This is a genomic window from Syntrophorhabdaceae bacterium, assembly GCA_028713955.1.
Lineage (GTDB): Bacteria > Desulfobacterota > Syntrophorhabdia > Syntrophorhabdales > Syntrophorhabdaceae > UBA5609.
In genome coordinates, this window is record JAQTNJ010000226.1 from 1 (window position 1) to 5,166 (window position 5,166).

Sequence of the window (5,166 nt, forward strand, 5' to 3'; positions counted from 1 at the left end):
TCATCTCGTCTTCCAGGATGAGCATCTCCTTTGTGCGGGCGCCGATGATCGAGATCACCTCGTTGCCCGCTTCGAGTAATGCCTTGGCAATAGGGAGTACCGGGGCAACACCGACACCGCCGCCTACGCATACAACGGTTCCAAACTTCTCGATGTGGCTTGGCTTTCCCAGTGGTCCCACAACATCCAGGATCGCGTCGCCGACCTCGAACTTTTCGAGCTTCTTTGTCGATGATCCCACGGACTGGAAGATAACGGTTATCTGACCCTTCTTACGGTCGTAGTCCGCTACTGTTAAGGGGATACGCTCTGCCATATCGTCCCCCCTTAAGACCACAAACTGTCCTGCCTTCACCTTTTTCGCGATGTCAGGCACGTGGAGCTTGAAGAGTGTGATCGAGGGGGCCAGGACCCTCTTTTCCATGATCTCATTAAGTTTTGTTTCTTTCTTCGCCATAACTTCTCCTTTTCTAAAATTTCGTTCTCTATATCATTACTTTGCATCCACCTGTCGTATCGGTAACTTGACTGTGAATGTCGTACCTTTATCCGCTGTGCTTTCGACCTCGATCCGGCCAAAATGTGATTCCACTATCCTCTTGACGATGGAGAGCCCGAGACCTGTGCCCGTGGTATACCGGGTCTTCGGACCCTGTACCCGGTAGAACTCGTCAAAGATGCAGGGGAGGCACTGTTCTTCAATGCCGATCCCTGTATCGGCAACGCTGATATGCAGATAATGGGTTTCAGGCTTCGCGCTGATAATCACCTTGCCGTTCTTCACGTTATATTTCATCGCGTTGGAGATGAGGTTCGTCATCAACTGGTCCATCTCCGTTCGGTCGGCCTCGATGGGGGGCAGCCTGTCGGGGATGTTGACCTGGAACTGCAGGTCCTTGCTGTCTCCCTGGTTTTTCAGCAATTCGACAGTACTCTCAATAACCTCCTTCATGTCGAGGAGTTCCTTTTTTCTCTCAACGCGCTTTGATTCCAGCCTTGCGAACTGCAGGAGGTCATTTACCAGTTCGATGAGCGATTTACTCCTGAGCCTTGCCCGTTCAAGCATCTGACGGTTGAACTGAGGGTCTTTTCCCGCTACGCCGGTAAGGTAGGCATTCAGGTACCCTTCTATTGCAGCAAGCGGCGCCCTCAACTCATGGGCAACCATACGGACGAACTGGGACTTTACCTCTTCGACCTCTTTCAGGGCGGTGATATCCCGAAAGGTACTCACGACACCGAGGTCCTGGCCCTTTTCATCCCGCACGGCAGCCACGCTTATTATAAGCGTCTTCTGCTCAGGCTCTGTAATCTCAACCTCCTCAGAAAATATCGTGTACTGGGAAGAATCGGGACTGAATGCCTTGTTGATAACGTCGATCAGATTCTTCTCCAGGATAACGTCGGCGATATCCTTGCCCAACGCTACCCGTCCTGCGAGGTTAAGCGTCTTGAGGGCTGCGGGGTTCCAGAGTACCAGCTGGTGTTCCCGGTTGATCACAAGGATCGCATCTGCCATGGAGTTCATAATCGTATGGAGCTTTGACTTCTCACCGGCAATCTCGAGGAGCCTCTGATCCCGCTCCTGGCGCAACTGCTCTGCCTGAAGACGAAGCCGTCTCGTCTCCAGCCCCCTGTTGAGGACTGCCATGAGCTGGTCGGGAGCAAATGGCTTGGGGATGTAGTCGTATGCACCATGTTTCATCGCATCAACCGCTGTTTCAATGGTGGCAAAACCGGTGATAACGATCATGATGATCTCCGGGTCAAGCTGCCTTACCTGTTCCATCAATTCAATGCCGCCCATGACGGGCATCATGAGGTCAATGAGCATGAGGTCGTAGGGTTTGGCTTTCGCCATGTCAAGCCCTTCTTTGCCGTTTTCCGCCACATCAACGGAAAACCCCTCGCTCGTCAGGATCCTGCGACACCCCTCACGGATACCTTTCTCGTCATCGACAACAAGTATTTCAGCAGCCTCTGCCATTGATTACCCCTGGATTGCTATTCCGGCTGTTTTGCCTTTTCCAGAAGGTCGCTGATCTTTTTAATCAGGTCTTCCGGCGCTACCGGCTTGTTCAGAAAATCATCTGTCTTCATCCAGTAACCATCCTGATCCTGTGAAAATCCAAACCCGGTCTCACCCGCTACTGATGTGAGCATCAGGATGGGGACCTTCTGATAAACCGGGTCTGCCTTTATCGATTTCGCAAAGGTAAACCCGGTGTCATGCTTTTCCATCATCAGGTCAAGGACAATGAGGTCCGGCTGTTCAAACCTCACCTTGTCCATCCCCTCGCGGCCCGAAAATGCCGTGACAACCTCGTACCCGTTGTTCTCGAGGACGGCCTTGTTCAGGTCAATAAAATCAACATCGTCATCAATAATTAAGATTCTTGGTTTTTTGGCCATAATGCTTTCTCCCTGTGTTTATAGTTTGAACCAAATCCTTTTTGGTTATTGCCTCTTCATTCGTCCCTTCCACTGTCGTGATCGGCAGAGAAACAATAAAGGTGCTCCCCTTCCCGAGCTCTGTCTCCACGTCAAGCTTGCCCCCGTGTCTCTCAACGATCCCGTATGAGATTGCCAGACCAAGTCCGGTCCCTTTTTCCTTCGTTGTAAAAAAGGGATTAAAGAGCTTTCTCACGTTCTCCGGGGGGATCCCGGGACCGCTGTCACGGATCTTGACCCTGATCTGGTTTTTCTCCTGTGCTGTCGTGATCGACAGATTCCCCTTGCCTTCCATAGCCTGGGCGCCGTTGAGGACGATATTGAGAAAGACCTGTTTAAGCTGTGTCGCGTCGGCAAACGTGTTCGGCAGGTCAGGAGCAAATACCTTCTTTATTTTGATGTTATGGAAAAGCGACTGGTTCACCAGCAACCCCAGCGTATCTTCGAGGAGCTCGTTGATGCTTGTCTCGCCAGGTTTGAGTTTCGTCTCCCTGGCAAAACTCAGGAGACCCTGAACGATCTCCTTTGTACGGTTCGCCTCGCTGATAATAAGCGCCAGGTCTTCTCTTCTCGGGTCATCCTGTTCCATCCCTTTCAGCAGGATATGGGCATAGATGGTGATCGTTCCGAGAGGGTTGTTGATCTCATGCGCCACACCTGCGGCGAGCTGTCCAAGGGCTGCGAGCTTTTCGGTCCTGATAAGCTGGTACTGCGCCCGTTCCAGTTCCTGATGGGAGATCTGCAACTCGTGGTGGGACTTTTCAAGCTGCTGGTATATCTTTTTGCTCTGCTCAAGAAGGTAGGGGAGACAATATTCTGCCTCTGTAATCCCCTGGGCAACGGCGATCGCCTTTTCACGGCACGTAGCATATCCGCAGGCCCTGCAGTCCAGATTGTTGTGGGGCGGCATCTTGTCCATCTTCTTGAGGACGGCCCGTATCTGCTCCTCTGTAGGCATTGGCAGCTTCTGCTCCATCGCCGTGAATCCCCGGCTCAGGTCCACATCTGCATAGCTGTCCAGTTCTGCCAGTACCCTGGAAACATCCTGTTTCTCCATTTCGGCCTTGGCATAGCGCACCACGATCTGGCGCCTGCCGACTACCGACAATTCACGGTCGACAAAAGGACCATCCACGCAGCCGGAGCAGTATAAAAAATCTAAAAATTTTGCCTGGATGTAGCCATTGGCAAGCTGGTTCAGCGCGCCGATCGCTCTTCTCCGGCCATAGGTCATGCTTCTTTCATCGTCAAGCACGTCGAAGCTGTCCCCCATGGTGCGGTTCAGCCCACCGATGACCGACACGATCCTGCCAAGGAAAGGTCTCGGACCATCGAAGTCAGACTCGCCCAGGGATTTTCTGTCGATACCCGCTTCATCAAGCATCTTTTTGATGTCCCGGAATGTAACCACATGGTCGATCGCACCTGCTACTTCGGGCGATGACGCTTCGCTCATCTGTGCGAGACACGGCGTGAGGTAAACGACCTTCCACCCTTCGCCTTTAATCTTTCTGGCCACCCTGCCGATGGCGATCATGGGGGATACGATCCGTGCGATATTGGGCACAAGCTGTGGAAGATACTTCTGGATATAAAAGACAATAACGGGACAGAACGATGAGATAAGCGGCTGATTCGGGCCCTTCTGGAGGAGTTCTCTATAGGCCTGACCTACAAGCTCGGCGCCGAAGGCGCCCTCCCAGACCTCTGAAAAACCAAGCTTTTTCAAAGCAGTGACCAGCTGCCCCGGTGTTCCCACGTCAAATACTGCCGGAAAAGCAGGATCCAGGCACGCTATCGTTTTTTCATGGGTCAAAAAGACCTTCTTTAAGTCGCTGAGCCCGCTCTTGTAACTCATTGCCTGGTGAGGGCATGATGAGACACAACTCCCGCAAAGTATACATCGTTCAGAAATAATTCTGATACTGTCTTTCTCCAGCTTTATCGCCTTTGCGGGGCAAAGCTGGACACAGTATAAACAGCGGCGGCATTTACGGTTGTTTACATCGATACCATAAAAATCGCTCTTTTCCTGAGATATGGGATTTTGCGCCGTATTCATCGTAGAATGCACTTTACCGGTGAAAAACAAATAGTATAGTAAAAACCAACCCCTTGTCAATGGCAGGCCATGCCCATCACGCATGGTTTTGTGATAATATGCACAAGCAGAACAAAATTGTCAAGACAAAAGGCCGGTTACACAATCAAAATTCTCATTGATTCGTATAACCATTAAAGTTACACTAAAGTGCAACTTGACAAAGGAGGCCCCCATGCGTTTTGCGGGTATTAAAGAGCTCAAACATAAAACTATGGATATTCTCAAAAAATCTAAAAAAGAGGATATTGTCATTACGGCATACGGCAAGCCTGCGGCTATCCTTCACTATATAACAGAGGAAGACCTCGCCGATTACCTGATAGAAAATGACCCTGCATTTAAAACCAGGATCGAAGAAGCGTATGCAGAATATAGAGCGGGCGGGGGTATAACCGCAGATGCCCTCATAAATAAACTGGGGAAGCGCCGTGGCGTCAAAAGGGGTTAAGGTCATATTCAACCCGTCAGCACAAAAAGAAATGGGATCACTCGAAACGGATGATGCCATCCGGTTTGTAAAGGATGTGGGATCATATCTGGAGATCTCTCCCCTCCCTTTCGGAAAGACAAGGATCAAGAAGTTAACAGGTTTTGACCCGCCCCTCTATAGA

6 protein-coding genes are annotated in these 5,166 nt (G+C 50.9%); 2 read left to right on the top strand and 4 right to left on the bottom strand.

Translation table 11 applies throughout. The annotated features are described in order from the left end of the window. From PHU49_14345 to PHU49_14360, 4 genes are all read right to left on the bottom strand, one after another. Window positions 1-457 (bottom strand): sulfide/dihydroorotate dehydrogenase-like FAD/NAD-binding protein (locus PHU49_14345; protein ID MDD5245185.1); only part of this gene is annotated, 457 nt, incomplete at its 3' end. A 36-nt stretch (window positions 458-493) separates the two neighbouring features. Next, the gene (locus tag PHU49_14350) at window positions 494-1,987 is read right to left on the bottom strand and encodes a response regulator (protein MDD5245186.1); all 1,494 of its coding nucleotides are present in this window, start codon (window positions 1,985-1,987) and stop codon (window positions 494-496) included. 17 nt (window positions 1,988-2,004) lie between these two features. After that, window positions 2,005-2,412 carry a response regulator gene (locus PHU49_14355; GenBank protein ID MDD5245187.1) on the bottom strand — a complete coding sequence of 136 codons (408 nt, stop codon included), beginning with the start codon at window positions 2,410-2,412 and terminating at the stop codon, window positions 2,005-2,007. After that, window positions 2,381-4,309: a [Fe-Fe] hydrogenase large subunit C-terminal domain-containing protein gene (locus PHU49_14360; GenBank protein MDD5245188.1), complete on the bottom strand. Its 1,929-nt coding sequence runs from the start codon at window positions 4,307-4,309 to the stop codon at window positions 2,381-2,383. The genes PHU49_14355 and PHU49_14360 overlap by 32 nt, the downstream gene beginning before the upstream one ends. A 418-nt stretch (window positions 4,310-4,727) precedes the next feature. Here PHU49_14360 and PHU49_14365 point away from each other — a divergent pair, with 418 nt between their 5' ends. Both PHU49_14365 and PHU49_14370 read left to right on the top strand, forming a co-directional pair. Further along, on the top strand, window positions 4,728-5,003 hold the full coding sequence (locus PHU49_14365) for a hypothetical protein (protein MDD5245189.1): 276 nt from the start codon (window positions 4,728-4,730) through the stop codon (window positions 5,001-5,003). Then, the coding region (locus PHU49_14370; protein ID MDD5245190.1) for a hypothetical protein at window positions 4,984-5,166 on the top strand (183 nt) is incomplete at its 3' end. The genes PHU49_14365 and PHU49_14370, both read left to right, overlap by 20 nt.